This is a genomic window from Candidatus Zixiibacteriota bacterium (assembly GCA_018820315.1).
Classification (GTDB): Bacteria; Zixibacteria; MSB-5A5; order JAABVY01; family JAHJOQ01; genus JAHJOQ01.
Map to the genome: position 1 here is coordinate 1 of JAHJOQ010000090.1, position 16,025 is coordinate 16,025.

Consider the following 16,025-nt stretch of genomic DNA (forward strand, 5'->3'; position numbering starts at 1 on the left):
CGCTACGCTCACTCCGACTTACCTGCTCTTGAACCATTCCTTTATCAACCTTTTTCCATTCTTCCCCCAGATCAGAAGGGGGGTACCTTTTACGTTCCGAGTCCCACACGACCATCAAAATCGGTGTTGACTAATGAGAGGATTTATTGCTTCTTGCGAATCAACAAAGCTTCGGGACTGCTCGGAAAATCAGATCCTTTCCGAGTACATTTAGAACGGAGACCTGAGTGAGGCAAAATGCAGATCATCAGTATATCGCGGGGTAGCCAGTCCGGGGGAACAGAATTCGCCACAGATCTTGCTAACAAGCTTGGATACGAATGCATAAGTAGGGAAGATCTTCTGGAGGAGGCGACTCGGCAAAAGATCCCGGTGGGCAAGCTCGAGACTTCCATCGTCAAACCACACATATTCTCAGAACGTCTGGCAATCGAGTTAGAGCACTACAAGGCTCTGGCCACGTCCATTTTGTGCGAAAAAGCCCTCGATCACGATATCATATATCACGGCCGCACCGGCCATCTGCTTCTACCGGGCGTAGACAATGTCCTTAGAATAAGAGTGGTCACAAGTGACGAACAACGGATAGCGTCGGTCATGAGCCGACTAAATCTTTCGCGAAATAGGGCTAAGCAGTATATCGAGGCGGTCGAAGAGGACAGGAGAAAGTGGGTCAGGAAGTGTTACAATGTGGAATGGGACGTGTTCACGCTGTACGATGTTGTATTGAATCTGAGTCAGGTGCACCCAGCCAATGCCGCAGCTGCAATCTGTTCCATGGCACAACTGCCGGAATTTCAGTCTACCCCGGCATCAAGAAGCGCTCTCCGGGATTTGCTGCTAGCAGCTAGGGCACGGTTGGCACTGCTCCGGGATGACAAGACGAGACCGATGAACCTGAAGTTAATGGCGAATAAGGGCGTCCTGCATGTAACTTACAGCTTTCAGCACGTTGATGATACGGATGCAATCACAGGTGCACTGCACTCATTGACCGGCGCCACAGAGATCGTCTGCACAGAAGCACAGAGTAATATTCTCTGGATTCAGGAGAGTTTCGATCCTGATGACAGCGCGTACGGAGACGTGCTATCGCTCGCCAATTCATGGGACGCCGCAGTAGAAGTCATCAAGATGACACCGGGAGAAGATTTTGCTCGATATCCAGTCAGGAAGGAGATCGCCAAAGAGGCCCTTGGATACTGGCTCGAGACGGGCATTATCGATGAAGTCGAAGAGTTGAACGATGGGGATCCGACCGACATCTCCAGAGTCTACGAAAAACTGATAACAGACGGCAGAGCAGGAGGGAAACGGATCATTGAGGGATCGCGAAAGACTCTGCTCAATGCCATTGATCGCTCCAGAGACTACCGGCTGATCGTGTTAGATAACATGTTTCTCTCAAAGACAACGGATACACGGAAGCATATGACCCAGGAATGGGTTAATGCGCTGTCCGAATCACTGAAAACTCCTGTGGTATCAATGAAGGAAATTCAGCAATTCTATCGCTTTGGAGCTAAACAGGTTTTCAGAATGGCTTTTTTTGCAATACTAAGTGCGTTGATTCTCGCTGCGATATTTCATTTTGACGATCAGATTATGGCGCTGTTGATGCGCGAAGGAACATCTTCAAGAATTCTGGCGACAACATGCATCGTTATCTTCATTCCGATCTTTGCATATGTATATAGCTCCGCCGTCGGATTGTTCCTGCGGATGATACAACTTGATTAGCTACGTGGTGGAGGAACGATGGAAGATCTGTTAATACATATTACGACCGGGTCAGCAATCCAGATTATTATTCTTGGATTCATCGGAGGTGTGCTGAGTGGTTTTATCGGAAGTGGCGGAGCCTTCTTCATGACACCAGGGATGATGAATCTGGGCGTTCAGGGCATCATGGCGGTCGGATCGAATATCACTCATAAATTCGGCAAGGCTCTTGTGGGGTCACGGAAGCATGGCGAGCTGGGACACGTCGACAAGAAGCTCGGTATCTTCATGTTGATTACCGCAGTGATTGGGATCAGACTGGCAGTATGGGTATCGAGCGCGCTTTTTGGCATCAGCGACACCCACGGCGAGAAAGGTGCTGCTGCAAACTTGTACATAAGCACCGTATTCGTGGTAATTCTGTCCGGCGTGGCAATCTCGATGGTCCTGGATGTCTTGAGGTCAAGGAAGGAGAGCGACACTGGTCCCTCCAAGAAGATAAGCGGCTTTCTTTCGAAGCTGCGACTCTTCCCTATGATCTATTTTCCAGTTGCTGATGTCAGAGTCTCTTTGTGGGCACTGCTTTTGGTTGGATTGTTCACCGGATATCTTGCCGGAACGATTGGAGTCGGCGGATTTGTCGGTGTGCCGGCCATGATATATGTCTTCGGCGTTCCAGCTGCTGTCGCGGCGGGCACGGAGCTGTTCCTGGCAATGTTCATGGGTGCATTCGGTGCAATAAACTACGCCTTTCTCGGATTTGTCGATATACGTCTTGTGGTGCTGCTGTACATCGGATCTTTACTCGGAATCTTCGTCGGGGCGTACGGAACCAAGGTGGTCAATGAAGTAGTCATCAGGCTCGTGACCGGTATCATCATTCTCCTGTGTGTTATCAGTCGTGTCATCGCTATTCCCATTTATCTGGCACAGTTGAATATGATTGGTTTTGTGGAACCATCGCAGTTCCCACTCCTCAACGATATCAGCAAGTATTTCCTTTACATCAGCGGGATCGGCGGCGTCACTGTGATCCTGATACAAGTAATACGGGCGTACATACGCAAGAGACGGGTTTACGCTACGATCGTTACAAGAACCGAATAATGTCATTGCAGGGAGGTATGGCTTATGAGCAGCCGTGGCCTTGATATTTGCATCATTGATGATGAGATTGTGGTTTGCAAGAGGCTCCAGCAGTATCTGAGTAAGATAGGTTACTCGGTGGAGACGTTTGTTGACAGTCAGACCGCCATTGGCCGTATAAACGAGAAGCGATTCGACATTGTCGTAACTGACATCCGCATGGACAACATTGATGGGATGCAGGTCTTGAACCACATCATGGAAAAAGGAGAAAGCACAAAGGTCATTCTCATAACTGGCTACGCAACGATCGAAATCGCCAGGGAAGCTCAGGCCAAGGGAGCCTTCGACTTCATTTCAAAACCGTTCAGACCCCAGGACCTGAAAGAGGTTATCGACCGGGCCGCACAACTAGCAGGATGAGATGAACAAGAACAGATCTGGAAAGAACTCCCTTTCCGAGATACTGCAGAACAATCTGACGTCTGCTTCTTCCGAGGCCAGCTCTGACTCAGAGGAGACCAGGATAAAGCAGTCGCTTCTTGAACGCCCTCGTTTTACTGTCAAAGCAAGACTCACACTCATTTTTGTTATCTTCTTTATCATCAGCGCCGCAGTTTCCGTGGCTGCGATGCTTATGCTATCGATGATCAATGATCGCGTGCAATTCGTGTCGCTGGCTGACAAGTTCGCCAACGAGATTCAATCTGCAAGACGCAGCGAGAAGAACTACTTTCTTTATGATTCCGACCTGGAGGAGGTGAGGCAACACGTCGACAGCGCCAACCACATATTGCGGCTTGCCGCGCTGGAATTGGGACACGTTGTCGGACGTCAGGAGATAGACAGCTTGCAGGAATACTTGACAAATTATGAGGTTCTCGTTGATACAATTCTCTCTCATGGGAACGATCCAGCATTCAAGGAATCGGAGAGCTTCAAGAGTGTATCGCAGTCTCTGAGAAGTTTCGGTTCCCAGATGCTTCAATTGTCCCTGGACGTCTCCCGCCAGGAACGACTTCTCATCTCCGGGACGATCGCCAATGCGAAGCGAGTTCACATTGCTCTGCTTGCTGTACTCCTGGGTTTCTCGGTTTTCATGGCGTCGTATATATCACGGCACATAATCTCGCGTCTAAGCAGGCTCATGACAGCTACACAGCGGTTTGCCAGCGGTGATTTTCTGCCGATTACACCGAAGCGCAAGTATCAAGACGAATTCTCGTATGTAGCAATCGCGCTGAACCATATGATGTACGAGTTGAATCGGAGGCAGAACATACTCGTCGAATCACACAAGCTCCGCGCGATCGGTAACCTTACAGCCGGGATAGCTCACGAGTTGAACAACCCTTTGAACAATATCATCTTGACATCAGAAATGCTCAAGGAAGGTATTAAGGACCTCTCTGACGAAGAACTTGCGGATATGATCAATGACCTGGTTACGCAGGGTAGGCGCGCAGAACAGGTCGTAAAGAACTTGCTTGACTTCGCTCGCGAGAGTGAAACTAGCTCGGAGCACCTGCACATTGAGACTCTGATAGAAGATACAGTCCGTCTCGCGAAAAACCAGATTAAATTGAGCGGAATTGAAATCAGCGAGGAGATTCCGGAGAATCTGCCCCCGATATACGGCGATAGAAAGCTTCTTGTCCAAGTTCTTCTCAACTTACTGCTGAACGCGATCGATGCGATGCCGGATGGCGGATCGCTCAAGGTCAGGGTGGCTCCGGAAGCCAAGACAGGATTTGTTTCTATTCATGTTTCCGACACTGGATGCGGTATTCCTGGTCACATTCTCGGATCAATCTTCACTCCGTTCTTCACGACCAAACCGACCGGCAAAGGTACCGGTTTAGGTCTTGCAGTGTCAAAGGGCATAATTGAGAAGCATGGCGGCAGCATTGAGGCGGATAGTAAATTAAACGAGGGGACCACGGTTACCGTGCACCTGCCGATTGTGCCAATCCCGGCGGACATCACCGATGGGCATAGTCAATCGAAGGAACACAATTCATCGAAAGGAAACGACAATTAGTCGTGACCGAAGGTGCCTTTGCTCAGCCGATCGGTTGTGAGGCTGATATTGACTTGGCATGCAGTAACACCTTTTACCTGAGAGGCAATCGCTACAAACGCATCCCGCACTTTGCTGTCTTTGACCGTGCCGCGCAAGGTAACAACGCCATTATTCGCTGCAACTGTTATCGGGATGTTCCACATCTTGTCATCTGAAGCTAATGCCGCCTTGACTTCACAAACCAGCGAAAGGTCTTCAAGCCCGCGAGCGGCTTCAGCGCTTGTTCTGAATTCCGGACGACCCACAGTCAGTGCAACAATCTCGCATATCGTATCTATCGTCATGTTCTCAGTGCTGAACGAAATATCATAGAGAGAGGGATCGCGCCAGTTCTCACCGCAGACATACTTGACCCAGAGCATTCTCTGCTCATCGATCTTGGCGACGTAATAGCTTGCCTCGTCGTAGTTCTTACCAGATTCCTCCATAACTGCCCTTACTCGTTCTTCCAGAGGTGCATAGAGATGCACTTTCAGAACATGCCTGATTCCTCTCAGAAAGAGCTGACCAGCGAACCCGTGGTATATGATGTTATCTTGTTTCACGGCATCGATTAGTGAACACTGAAGGAAAATCTGATTTCGCTCGTGTTCACGCGTCAACTTCTGCCATAATCCGGGAGATTTTTCAAGTTGTCGAAAGAGATCCTCTGCCATGATGTTGTACTTCTTTGCCCCTTCAAGAACCACTTCCCGATTCTTGCAGGTGTACTCCAACCTTTCCGACAATTGCTTCGCCAGCTCTGCCCCACGACTTTTTATGCCTCTGGAAATAGTAATGATTGCCATCCTGATCTCCTCTGTAGACTTGCAGGTCTAAGTTCCTTCAAGTCTGGCCTGTCAGCAAGTAGTCTCGCGCTTAAACAACATATTGATAATAGCAAAATCGACTCGCTGCGTCAAGGGATTGTGAATCAGGGTAGTGCGACTATTTGTAGTGCGAACTCTGAGTGGCGATGTGAGGTGACGACTACCGGAACTTGCATCTGATTCTGTCGGAAGCGTTCTTCAGACAGGTTGAGCCATCTTTTCAAGAAGCTCAGGCTCAGGTCGACATCTTAGACCCATCGAACGGTCTCGACCCTAGTGATCCACAAACGTGGAATGGCTACCCGTCCCACGCTGCCGCTCTCTTGAAGATCAGATTGGCGCCGATATGCTTCTTTAGACAGGAGCAAGATCATTTCGAACCATACTCTGGCTCGGTGCAGGATTCTGTCCAGGATAACGGTTGCAGTCGACACTGTTGATATATCAGACCTCGTGAGACGAAGATATTTGCCTACAGACATGCAGTATGCAGTACAGGATGGCATGGAGTGGAGTTCCCTGAGCACTCGAACAGTCAGGTGTTTTCCGCTCTTCTTTCTAACAATTTTCTAACAGCCAAGTCCTCTAAACTCAACTCAACTCGCTTGTACTTGCACCAACTTGCACGAACTTAACATATGAAAGGGCATCAAATTACGCGTAGTTTCATGTGTAATAAAAAGTTACGCGAAATCCCTAGCGTCGAATCCCTGCCTCTCCGCTTGATTTGTCGTGGCTCCTGTAAGATTATCCTAGACATAGACTTATGATCTCGCACATTGGGACTATGAAGTTCGTGTGCCCAGTTGTGAGTAATCAACAATCCGGAAATTCGTCACCGTTCGGATCGCAGGGAGCGTTGCCGCCAAGAAATACATGTCCTACCAAGCAGATGATATCATCAATATCTATATCTCAGTCACAGGCCTACGCTCATCATCGTGTCGGTGCGCGGCACAGTGGTAAGCGGGAGCGTGATGGTTGTGTCAGCCTCTCCGCTTGATTCATCAAGCTACCATTAAGATCATCCTGACACAAAGACAATCTCCTCCCGGTCATGCCAAACCTGCAGAATCACCGCCTAACCCAATGCTCCACCTATCGACTTTGCGCTGGCAGGAGGCAGTCAGCTGAAGTGCTGATGGCGGAGCTATCTCTACGAGCATAGTTCTGAAAAAAGTCTGAGTGGTGTGGAGTTGGAGTAAGACTTCAGAAGCAATACAGCCAAGCGGAGTAGATGGATAAATCAGGACGGTGGGGGTTCAGAGTTATCAGTCTGCATGACCCTTGAGGAACTGGATATCAGTTCGAGTACATTCCACGAGTTGCGTTGGGAGTATCACGAATCTCTGAGCAATCTGACACCGACTGATGCCTGTGTGGGAAAATCAAAATACGCCCAGGAGGAGTCGAACCCCCAACCTTCTGATCCGTAGTCAGACGCTCTATCCAATTGAGCTATGGGCGCATTGCAATCGATCAATTTACCGCAGGAGAGAGTTATGTCAAGTTTTTTTTCTGAATGCCGTTGCTCTCGAGTGAGTGGTCTTGTGCATTTGGACATTGCCGTCATTACGATATATCATCACCTGATCGGAGCAGCAGATTGTGGTTGAATGTCTTTGCTCTATGCATATATTGATAAAACTTTTCCTAAGAAGCGGAGAAGTTGCTCATCGGAGAGGTGTCCGAGTTGGTCGAAGGAGCGCGCCTGGAAAGTGCGTAGGCCCCAAAAGGGTCTCCAGGGTTCGAATCCCTGCCTCTCCGCTTGAATTCTTTCTAACAAATTATTACCCCCTATCTTACAGAAAGTTATTGACACAAAGTTCTCCGCTAGTTGGAGTTTCTAACAGAATTCTCACAGGAGAACACGTGGCAAGCATTCAATCCAAGCGCTCAAAGTCCGGGAAAAAGACATTCTACGTCGTAGTTTCCCTCGGCACAAAGCACAAATGGATCAAGGCCGGTTCACTCCAGGACGCCAAGATTCTCAAGAAGACTATCGAGGGAATGGCTGAGTCAGAGCGCCTGGACAAGCTCGGGATTTCTCCGAGAGAGAAGCGTATTGACGATGTCTTTCAAGAATATCGGGACAGTGAGCGAGGTCTTGCGCTGTCTGGAGGAGAGAAACAGAGAGTTTGTCTTGTGCGAGCAATACTGAAGGAACCTCCGATCTTCATTCTTGACGAAGCGACTTCGGCCCTGAACTCGAAGTCTGAGTATCTCATACAAGATTCTCTGACAAATATACTGAGTGACAAGACTGCTATAATCATCGCCCATTGACTGTCCACCGTTCAGCATGCAGATAGAATCATAGCGATCGACAAGGGCAAGATCATTGATGATGGCATGCACTCGGAGTTGCTTGAAGGATCTTCGTTTTATCGGGAATTGGCTATGAATCAACTGACGTTGCAGTTGCCCGAATCTAACTAATGAGTGGACATGAGTGGCGATACGCGTCGATGTACTTCCCGACAGTGTTGATCAGTGTGCACAATCCGATCGTCCAACCGTGCAACAGAGTGACTACCGCCGGTTGTAGCGAGATTACACCGATGCCAGACGATATTCTATTTCTAAGCTTTCGGATCAGATTCTCCGAAAGGTCCTAGCGACATACATATTTGACTGTCGGCCCATGAGAATGAGGCATTATTCGTTGCAACCGCCATCGCACCAGGTACTGTTCTAATGGCTCATTGTACAGCCACCGAAGTGATGCCTTTGCCTGTCTCGTACAGAAACACTTCGGCGCCTCCGAACACTTTCTGTCCCGCATCGTTTCTTCTCCAGAGCCATCCACCGGTGTTGAACAGGTCGAGTCTCTTGTTGTCAGTCAGTTGCTCGTGACTCGCGTGTGGGGGATCGACAGTGTCCCACGAAATGGGAACATGTGTGTGACCAAAGATCAACTTCAATGGTGCCGGAATGTTTAACTTGGAATCTCTTTCGATGCTTTCAAGCTCTCGCTTGCAGCTCGCATAATAGCGCCAGAATCTATCGCGCACTTCCGGGTTGTATATAAACTCATCATCATATCTGGTGTCGTTGTATTTCCCAAGTGACTCCATGAGGTCTTTCTTCAGATTGTTTGAAATGGCGTCCGTCAACCACTCTTTCGGATTGAAGGCCGAGTAATCGAAGAGGTCGTCGATCTTATTGTCAATCCTGTCCATGTACTTCTTCACATTTCCAAGGTTGTGGTCCTTGACATCGCGTTGGATTTTGCGAATCGTATCGGTGAGCGGTCCCGCCTGCCCGATTCCTGAACAGGAAGCCTGGCAGAGTGGAAAATTGATACTCACCAGTTGCTTTATAGTCGGGACATCATCGATCTTGAGACCCTCCTGCAGAATCCCGATCGTCCATTCGCCAAGCAGCGTCCAGAAATACTCCAGGTAGTGTCCGTGAGTCAGGAGTACGGATTCTCCTTCGTCGGTAACGAGATACAAGTTCGGATATACAAAGATGAAGTTTCCGGGATCTTGATCAGGCTCCGATATGTGATCCAGGAACAACCCGCCGTACGGGTCGGGTCCGGACCGTATCGTAACTCCGGGCAGCATAGCGCCTCTTGTGACCGCGTCAGGTCTGTCGTCTACTACACCCGGCACTGCCATCTTAAACTTGCGAGGGACTTTTCCCGCACCTATCTGGTGAATGATGTTGACTTCATATTCCACAGCAGTCCAGATGTCGAAATCGTGATTGCCGGGAACATAGATGAACGTGGTCGTAAGACCGTCCTCCTGCATCTTTGTGAAAAGGACTTTTGCAGCGGCAAATGCCTTTTCATATCCGACTATAGAGCAATCGAGGACGTCACCGAGCAGGACAAGATAATCGAGTTTTCCGCCGACAGCTTTAACCAGATCTGAGTACATTGAGCCGAGTACTGGATTGCCGGCAGGATCGAAGCCGACAAGGCTTCCCATTGGATCGCCACAGTGTAAATCCGAGATGGCAGCAAGTCGCATCTCACACCTCCATGCGCATTAGCCCCCGTTGATGTTTGTTTACGATGTCGAATTGTTCTAGATCAACCGACTAAGTATAGCTCGCGGACATGTGATTGTCAATGCTTTCGGTAGCAATGTCTGATGTGAGTTCCGCGTGGAATCGGACGTGGGGTGAATCGTGGCAATTACCTTTACGAGACACATTCTGCACTGCCCTGCATCGAAATCTCTTGCGTTTTGGCTATCTCCAGACTATAGTCAGGCATGTTTGAGTCAGTCAGCAAAGTAGAATTCCGGGAGCCTGATAGTCCGGTGCTCCCCAGTCATTGTCAAGCAAATCCCCCGTACACCTGACGTTAATCTCCCGTTGTCCGTGAGACAATAGAGTCTCTGCCTCTAATAGCCAATAGAAGCATCAACTGAAAATCTATCGCTATTTTGGGCGAACGGATGTCTTCTCACGGTTGGATTTTGGTCAACTCATGATGAAGGAGATTTACAGTGTCAGACGATTATTATCAGATGTGGACGGATTTGGGGTTAGATTTGGAATCCCATGATGCCCTCCTCGGCATTCTTGGTCAGGCCTATCAGGACGTATACTTGTCGCAGAAAAACCGGCCGCGTGGAATGCAATATTTCGATTTTGTGATGTCTGAGGTGCACGGATTACGCATAAAGGAACTCCTGGATGCCAAACGACAGGGCAGACCGGTCGTTGGAGCTTTCTGCACCTTTGTTCCCGAGGAAATGGTCCTGGCGATTGATGGCGTCTGCGTCGGTCTCTGCGCAGGCGCGGAATTCGGTTTTGACGAGGCCGAGAGATATGTACCACGCAATACCTGCTCGCTCATAAAATCTATATTCGGCTTCAAGCTTGGCAAAGTTTGTCCTTACATCGAATCAGTCGACCTGCTGGTTGGCGAAAACACATGTGACGGCAAGAAAAAGGCCTATGAAATACTTGGCACGCTGGTCGATTGCCTCTATGTGATGGACTTGCCCCAGATGAAAAGCGATGCCGGTCGCGCATTACTGAAGTCAGAATATACGAAGTTCATGGCGAAGATCGAGGAAATCTCCGGCAAAGAGATCAGTCTGCAGAACCTGCGAAGAGGTGTCCAAATCGCAAATAATAAACGAAAGGCCGCACACCGTCTCAACCGGCTGCGTGCTGCGAATCCAGCTCCTATCTCCGGACTTGACGCACTGCTTGTCAATCAGGTCTACTTCTACGATGATCCCGTTCGATTCACCGATTCCGTGAATAAGATTTGTGATGAACTTGAGGATCGGATTGCTGAGAATGATGGTGTCTTCGCTCCGGATACACCACGGATTCTCATTTCCGGATGTCCCATGGCTGTCCCCAACTGGAAAGTGCCTGCGATAGTCGAAGATTCCGGCGCGGTGATTGTCGGAGAGGAATCCTGCGTTGGAGAGCGAGGAACGCAGAATCTTGTAGATGTCACTGCCGATTCGTTGGACGGGCTGCTCGATAGTATCGTCGACAGGTACTGCAGAATTGATTGCGCAATCTTCACTCCCAACGAATCCCGTCTGGATCATGTCAAGCAGTTGGTGCAGCAGTACAAAGCAGACGGCGTCATACATTACTGCCTCCAATTCTGTCAGCCGTACCAGATGGAGAGTGGCCCTGTGGAAACGGCTCTCGAAAACTCTGACATTCCTGTCCTCCGCATCGACACCGATTACAGCCAGGAAGATGTCGGTCAGATCAGAACCCGAGTGGAGGCGTTTATCGAGAGGATCAGCGCTCAGTCATGATTTCCGCAGGAATTGACATCGGATCTCGTACTGTCAAGGTTGTGGTTGTCTCTGAGAGACATACCGTCAAACGCATTGCCGAGAACACGTTTGATCCACTGTCTGTCTGCACATCCCTACTCGAGGGACTCGAATATGATACAATCACCGCTACGGGATACGGTCGTCATCTCTTTGGTCAGCATTTCGAGTGCAATATCATTAGCGAAATAAAGGCGTTCTCAATGGGAGTAAGAGCGGTCGCCGTCACAAGTAGAACGATTCTTGACATAGGTGGTCAGGACATTAAAGCAATTTCATTGGACCAAGGGGGCAACATGAGAAAGTTCGAGATGAACGACAAATGCTCCGCTGGGACGGGGCGGTTTCTGGAGATTATGGCATTGGCGCTGGGATGCAGCGTGCGGGGATTCGGGGAACTTGCGCTGACCGCCGACAATGCAGAGAATGTAAGCAGCATGTGCACTGTCTTTGCGGAGTCGGAAGTGATATCGATGTTGGCAAAAGGCGCTCCGAGAAACGAGATCGCCCTCGGAATTCACAAGTCGATCATCGGGCGAGCGAAGTCGATGTTACAGCGGGTATCTCTCGAGGAGAGCCTTGCATTTGTTGGAGGAGTATCACTTAACAGATGTATCGTTCGCCTGATAGAGGAGAGTCTTGGCGTTAGGGCTTATGTACCTGATGCGCCGCAATTGATGGGTGCATTGGGATGTGCCCTTCACGGTTTGGGTCAGAAGGAAGCCGCTTGGGAAAGCTTATAAGAGGAGAATCTGAAAATGTATGTTGACGAAGATCTGTTGTTGATTCTGAAGTCAGCCGGAATCGGCGATGGTGCACCCGATTTGGGATCAAAGCTCATTAACTCGTTCCTTAAGATGCTTCTTGAATCCGGGTCCATCCCTTCGAAGGTCATTTGCTTGAATACAGGTGTCTTCCTGACGACCAAAGGGTCCGATGTGGAAGATGAAATGAGACAACTATCGGAAGCCGGTGCGGTGGTCTTGTCTTGCGGAACCTGTCTCGATTACTTCGACAGAAAAGAAATGCTGATAGTCGGTGAAGCCACTAACATGAGAGACACTGTCGCAGCAATGTTGAGCGCCAAGAAGGTGATAACCCTGTAAGAAGACATATGGCTGAATCCTGATGTCTCGTCTGTGATCATTGAGCTTTCGAGAGCAAGTGCAAACGGTGTCGAAACTGCAGAGGCGGATGCGAGGAGCATCCGCCTTGAGGAAGTCAGACCAGTTTATCGGGACCCATTCTCATTCTGCGCTATTGAGTTTCTCGATCTTATCGAGACTGGCTCCCGTTCCGATACCCTCAACTCTTCCAATATTCAAGTTCTTGAGATCTTCCTCGATTCGGACTCTGTCACCTACCACTATTATCACCAGTGATTCGGGTCGAATAAACTTGCTGGCGACGCGAGATGCGGTAGCTTCGTCAACAGCCGCAACGCGGTCGACATATGTCGACCACCCATCAAGGGGAAGATCGTAGAGCACAAGAGTGTTGAGTCCACCGGCAATCCCACCGTAAGTTTGGAATCCCTGTGGGAATCCCTTGATGAGACTGCTCTTGGCAAACTCGAGTTCCTCCGCAGTCAGGGGATGGTCCTGCGACACTCCCCGCAGTTCGGAAACGATCTCGACGACCGACTCTTTTGTGAACTCCGTATGCACCGGAGCATACGTGATAAATGGAGCGTCATATCGCCCTGCCCTGACGAAAGAGCCTGCACCGTAGGTGTAACCCTTGTCTTCGCGCAAATTCATATTGATTCGGCTGACGAATTGACCACCAAGTGCCTGATTCATCACCTGAAACGCCAAATAGTCCGGATCAGTCCGGGCCATGGCTACGTTTCCGGCTATTATGGCCGACTGCTCCGCATTCTGTTTGTCGATCACATAAATGACGGGTTCTGTCGGCGTCGGAGGTGCAGTCAGCTCATGTACTATCACAGTGCCCTGCTCCCACTTGCCGAATACACGCTCGATCTTCTTTCTGGCCTCCGCGAGCGTTATATCGCCGGCAATGGTAATCGCAGCATTATTGGGGAAGTAGTTGGCCTTATAGTAATCAACGAGATCGGCACGGGTAAGCGCGTTGATGCTTTCTTCGTTCCCGTACCCAGTGTACGACTGGCTATATGCGTGATCCTTGCCGTACAATGCCTCAGCAAATGACTTGAGTGCAGCTGTAAACGGCTGCTTGCCTTCCTGAGCGATTTGACCAAGATATGTCTTGCGCAAGCGCTCTAATTCTTCTTCAGGAAACGTTGGATTCAAAGCGATATCAGCCATCAACTCCAGGGATGGATCGATGTTTTTTGTAAGTGAGTTGAGATTGACGTTGGATCCATCAAAATAACTTCCCGTAGTCAGGATGGCTCCCAGTTTTTTCGCCTCGTCGGCAATTTCGAGGGCGACACGGCTCTTTGTGCCTTCATTCAGCATGTCTGCTGTCAGTGCAGCGGTTCCGAACTTGCCGGCTGCATCGGCAGACCAACCACTCTTCAGCACCAGATTCATCTGAATCAGGGGTAATTTGTGGTCCTCAACCAGAAGAATCCTGAGTCCATTTGTAAGCGTTGCCTGCTGGATCTCCGGCGGTGAGAAAGAAGGTTCCGGCATTTCTGTTGGTTTCGTCGATCTGTCAATGACATTGTCGCTCGCGACAAGCATCCCCTGCGGCACGATGTGAATGATTCCGCGTTTGTCGAGATCAATGTATTCTCTTGCATATTTCATCACACTCTCGATCGTTGCCTTTGAGTATCTTTCCATATCCCATGCGAGATAACCGGGACCACCGAGAAATGTGTTATAGCGATTCAGGACATCTGCCCGTCCCCCAAAGCCGCCGACGTTTTCCAAACCTCTTACGTAGGTGGCCTCCCATGTTGTCTTTGCCTGTTCCAGCTCAGAAGGGGTAATGCCTTCTGTAAGAAGTCTGCGAAGTTCGGCATCCACGGCCTGCTCGATTTCTTCCAGAGTGTGTCCCTGGCGGGCCATAACCTGGATACGAAATGTGCTGCTCAACTCTGCTGAAGCCTGGTATGCAACGACATTCTGAGCTATCTCCTGCTCGTAGACGAGTGCTTTGTAAAGACGCGATGTTTTTCCCGTCGAAAGTATGTTCGCCAGCAGGTCAAACTCGGCATCGCCCGGATCGTAGAAAGCAGGAGTGTGCCAGATGTAATCGAGCCGAGCCAGTTCCACATCATCTTCGATGGTGGCACGTTTGATGTCATCAAGTTTCGGCACCCACCGGGTCATGCGCTGAATCTCGGGACCCGGCATCAGGTTCGCAAAGTACTTATTCACAAGCTGCTTTGCCTGTTCGGGCTTGAAGTCGCCTGCAATCACAAGTGAAGCATTGTTCGGAGTGTAGTACTGCTTGAAGAAGTTGCCGACATCGTCCAGAGAAGCTGCCGATAGATCTTCCATGCTACCGATCACAGGCCATGAATATGGATGATCGTCCGGATACATCAGCTTCAATTCTATCTCCCCTGATGTGCCGTACGGTTGGTTGTCGACACCCTGTCTGCGTTCGTTCTTCACCACATCACGCTGGTTGTCGAGCTTCTCTTGATCCATCGCGCCGAGGAGGTAACCCATCCTATCCGATTCGAGCCACAGAGCCAGTTCAAGATAGTTGCTGGGGACATTCTCCCAGAAATTGGTGCGATCTTCCGATGTCGAACCGTTTACCTGTCCTCCAATTTCCTCAAGGGGTGTGAAATACTCTCCCTGTATGTGCTCGCTGCCCTGGAACATCATATGTTCGAACAGATGAGCGAACCCGGTCCGTCCTTTTACCTCGTTCTTCGATCCTACGTGGTACCAAATATTCACTGCCACTATCGGGATCGAATGATCCTCGTGCAAGATCACGTCGAGGCCGTTCTCCAAAGTGTACTTCTCGAACTTGATCTCCGGCAAGTCAGTCGCTACGGCAGTAGAAAACGCAACCGCAATCAAACCGCAGGCAACTACAATAGCTTTCGACATCTGATACATAGTCAGATTCCTCCCATGTTAGTTCAGGATGTGTACTTACACATTTCTTTGGTAAATGTACGAACTGGACAGTCATTAGGTTACAATTATGGGAGATATTTCTTCATAAACATCTGCGGAGGACTGACATTGAGTTTGAAATCTGTAAATCTGTGCGAATGTCTCTGCACTGAGCGCTCCAATTGGGTAATTAATGCGTAGGTTGACATACGCCCTTTGTTGGCACTCTACACGCCTTGCTATTTTGGGATTATTCACGCAATTCATACAGCGAACATGATATGACATCGGACCGATCAACGGCTTGACACCATAGATTAGACATCGGTTTGACAACGTGGCAGATGGATTGAGGGAAAACTCCCCCGTTTCCCTGAGGAAGAAGCCGGCGAATTTATTCGCCGGCTTTATTTGTTCGTGCTGATTTGATAGCCGCGGACACGCATGGATCAGGAGAGCGGAATCACGGATGCGCCATGCTGACCTTGTTCGAGTAGTGAGCCGAGTGCATCATAATACACCAGGCATGTCAAGGTGC

Annotated in this window: 11 protein-coding genes and 2 tRNA genes; 9 read left to right on the forward strand and 4 right to left on the reverse strand. The window is 49.5% G+C overall.

The features are described 5' to 3' along the window. Positions 1–237 precede the first annotated feature (237 nt). Genes KKH67_08510 through KKH67_08525 form a run of 4 tightly spaced genes read left to right on the forward strand, consistent with a single transcriptional unit; the run spans position 238 to position 4,849 of the window. Entirely contained in the window at positions 238–1,740 is a 1,503-nt protein-coding gene (locus KKH67_08510) for a cytidylate kinase-like family protein (GenBank protein MBU1319226.1), read from the forward strand. A gap of 18 nt (positions 1,741–1,758) precedes the next feature. Continuing rightward, positions 1,759–2,829: a sulfite exporter TauE/SafE family protein gene (locus tag KKH67_08515; GenBank protein ID MBU1319227.1), complete on the forward strand. Its 1,071-nt coding sequence runs from the start codon at positions 1,759–1,761 to the stop codon at positions 2,827–2,829. A 24-nt stretch (positions 2,830–2,853) separates the two neighbouring features. Next, complete coding sequence (locus KKH67_08520; GenBank protein MBU1319228.1) at positions 2,854–3,231, forward strand: response regulator; 378 nt, start codon at positions 2,854–2,856, stop codon at positions 3,229–3,231. Position 3,232: 1 nt separating this feature from the next. Next, a complete protein-coding gene (locus KKH67_08525; protein MBU1319229.1) occupies positions 3,233–4,849 on the forward strand; it encodes a HAMP domain-containing protein in 1,617 nt (538 codons plus the stop codon). Here KKH67_08525 and KKH67_08530 read toward each other — a convergent pair. Both KKH67_08530 and KKH67_08535 read right to left on the reverse strand, forming a co-directional pair. Then, positions 4,846–5,679: a cytidylate kinase family protein gene (locus tag KKH67_08530; protein ID MBU1319230.1), complete on the reverse strand. Its 834-nt coding sequence runs from the start codon at positions 5,677–5,679 to the stop codon at positions 4,846–4,848. The genes KKH67_08525 and KKH67_08530 overlap by 4 nt on opposite strands. A gap of 1,415 nt (positions 5,680–7,094) precedes the next feature. Further along, positions 7,095–7,168: transfer RNA gene (locus KKH67_08535), tRNA-Arg, on the reverse strand. A 210-nt stretch (positions 7,169–7,378) separates the two neighbouring features. On the opposite strand from KKH67_08535, the gene KKH67_08540 reads away from it, so the two are divergent. Beyond that, positions 7,379–7,467 (forward strand) — tRNA-Ser (locus KKH67_08540). A gap of 105 nt (positions 7,468–7,572) precedes the next feature. After that, on the forward strand, positions 7,573–7,986 hold the full coding sequence (locus KKH67_08545; GenBank protein MBU1319231.1) for an ATP-binding cassette domain-containing protein: 414 nt from the start codon (positions 7,573–7,575) through the stop codon (positions 7,984–7,986). Positions 7,987–8,402: 416 nt separating this feature from the next. Here KKH67_08545 and KKH67_08550 read toward each other — a convergent pair whose 3' ends face one another. Then, positions 8,403–9,683 carry a metallophosphoesterase gene (locus KKH67_08550; protein MBU1319232.1) on the reverse strand — a complete coding sequence of 427 codons (1,281 nt, stop codon included), beginning with the start codon at positions 9,681–9,683 and terminating at the stop codon, positions 8,403–8,405. A 483-nt stretch (positions 9,684–10,166) separates the two neighbouring features. On the opposite strand from KKH67_08550, the gene KKH67_08555 reads away from it, so the two are divergent. Genes KKH67_08555 through yedF form a run of 3 tightly spaced genes read left to right on the forward strand, consistent with a single transcriptional unit; the run spans position 10,167 to position 12,580 of the window. Continuing rightward, positions 10,167–11,453: a 2-hydroxyacyl-CoA dehydratase family protein gene (locus KKH67_08555; GenBank protein MBU1319233.1), complete on the forward strand. Its 1,287-nt coding sequence runs from the start codon at positions 10,167–10,169 to the stop codon at positions 11,451–11,453. After that, positions 11,450–12,217, forward strand: a complete 768-nt coding sequence (locus tag KKH67_08560) for a 3-hydroxyacyl-ACP dehydratase (GenBank protein ID MBU1319234.1) — start codon at positions 11,450–11,452, stop codon at positions 12,215–12,217. The genes KKH67_08555 and KKH67_08560 overlap by 4 nt, the downstream gene beginning before the upstream one ends. 15 nt (positions 12,218–12,232) lie before the next feature. Then, positions 12,233–12,580: a sulfurtransferase-like selenium metabolism protein YedF gene (gene yedF, locus KKH67_08565; GenBank protein ID MBU1319235.1), complete on the forward strand. Its 348-nt coding sequence runs from the start codon at positions 12,233–12,235 to the stop codon at positions 12,578–12,580. A 141-nt stretch (positions 12,581–12,721) separates the two neighbouring features. Here yedF and KKH67_08570 read toward each other — a convergent pair whose 3' ends face one another. Continuing rightward, the gene (locus KKH67_08570; GenBank protein ID MBU1319236.1) at positions 12,722–15,487 is read right to left on the reverse strand and encodes an insulinase family protein; all 2,766 of its coding nucleotides are present in this window, start codon (positions 15,485–15,487) and stop codon (positions 12,722–12,724) included. Between the last annotated feature and the right edge of the window lie 538 nt (positions 15,488–16,025).

Excerpts from the sequence above, each read along its gene's own strand:
- KKH67_08520 (MBU1319228.1), top strand. The coding sequence starts at position 2,854 with ATGAGCAGCCGTGGCCTTGATATTTGCATCATTGATGATGAGATTGTG.
- yedF (MBU1319235.1), top strand. The coding sequence starts at position 12,233 with ATGTATGTTGACGAAGATCTGTTGTTGATTCTGAAGTCAGCCGGAATC.
- KKH67_08560 (MBU1319234.1), top strand. The coding sequence starts at position 11,450 with ATGATTTCCGCAGGAATTGACATCGGATCTCGTACTGTCAAGGTTGTG.
- KKH67_08525 (MBU1319229.1), top strand. The coding sequence starts at position 3,233 with ATGAACAAGAACAGATCTGGAAAGAACTCCCTTTCCGAGATACTGCAG.
- KKH67_08530 (MBU1319230.1), bottom strand. The coding sequence starts at position 5,679 with ATGGCAATCATTACTATTTCCAGAGGCATAAAAAGTCGTGGGGCAGAG.
- KKH67_08510 (MBU1319226.1), top strand. The coding sequence starts at position 238 with ATGCAGATCATCAGTATATCGCGGGGTAGCCAGTCCGGGGGAACAGAA.
- KKH67_08570 (MBU1319236.1), bottom strand. The coding sequence starts at position 15,487 with ATGTATCAGATGTCGAAAGCTATTGTAGTTGCCTGCGGTTTGATTGCG.
- KKH67_08515 (MBU1319227.1), top strand. The coding sequence starts at position 1,759 with ATGGAAGATCTGTTAATACATATTACGACCGGGTCAGCAATCCAGATT.
- KKH67_08550 (MBU1319232.1), bottom strand. The coding sequence starts at position 9,683 with ATGCGACTTGCTGCCATCTCGGATTTACACTGTGGCGATCCAATGGGA.